Raw genomic sequence first — 637 nt, 5'->3', positions numbered from 1 at the left:
TCCTTAACCAGATCCAACATCGCCTCTTTATCTGCAGGGATTAGATGGGGTGCTTCATTGACTGCATCCGGGACGTGTGCTGTTTTTTTGAGTGCAACAATCTGCTTCTCAAGCGCGCTGATGGCTCCATTTTTTTGAGCAATTTGCCGGGTTTTATTTTCGATATCTCGTCGTAAGGCGGCCATCTGGCCGCGATCTACGGAGGGCTTTGCAGGGGTCGGCTTTTGCTTAGGTTTGGTCGTTTTACCGGGTTCGCTGGCTAAAGATGAAGGCTCAGGTACTTTGGCCGAAGACTGCTGTTGCTGCTGCAGATAGGAGGTCGCAAAGTTCAAAACGGCAGGCGCTTCGTGCTCTGCTGCATACAATTTACTCATACCCAGACATGCCACTACCAGGGCAGCGGCGCCTGACAAAGCATGGGGAATAGTATATTTACCAATCATGGACGTGCTTCACCTTTGCTGGTTAGGCTATCCATCAGTGTTTGTGCAATGCGGGCACAAAGCTGATTTGCGCGATAGTGATAAAGTGAGTCCACAGTTTCCTGAGTATTCTCATCAACGCTTTTACGCAGGCCAGTGTATTGAGCTGCGCTGTTCATCAGGTTGTCGAATGCCTTTTGCATTCTGTTGTGTTC

1 protein-coding gene and 1 pseudogene are annotated in these 637 nt (G+C 49.5%); both read right to left on the bottom strand.

Going from position 1 to position 637, the window contains the following annotated elements:
• The coding region (locus WH277_RS00880; RefSeq protein ID WP_339503830.1) for a hypothetical protein at nt 1-443 on the bottom strand (443 nt) is incomplete at its 3' end.
• Nucleotides 440-637, bottom strand: a pseudogene (locus WH277_RS00875) (hypothetical protein); the annotation flags it as partial. The gene WH277_RS00880 and the pseudogene WH277_RS00875, both read right to left, overlap by 4 nt.

The organism is Erwinia sp. MYb416 (assembly GCF_037479575.1).
Lineage (GTDB): Bacteria > Pseudomonadota > Gammaproteobacteria > Enterobacterales > Enterobacteriaceae > Erwinia > Erwinia rhapontici.
Note: the sequence above shows the minus strand (reverse complement) of the source record. Positions and strands in the feature narration are given on the sequence as shown.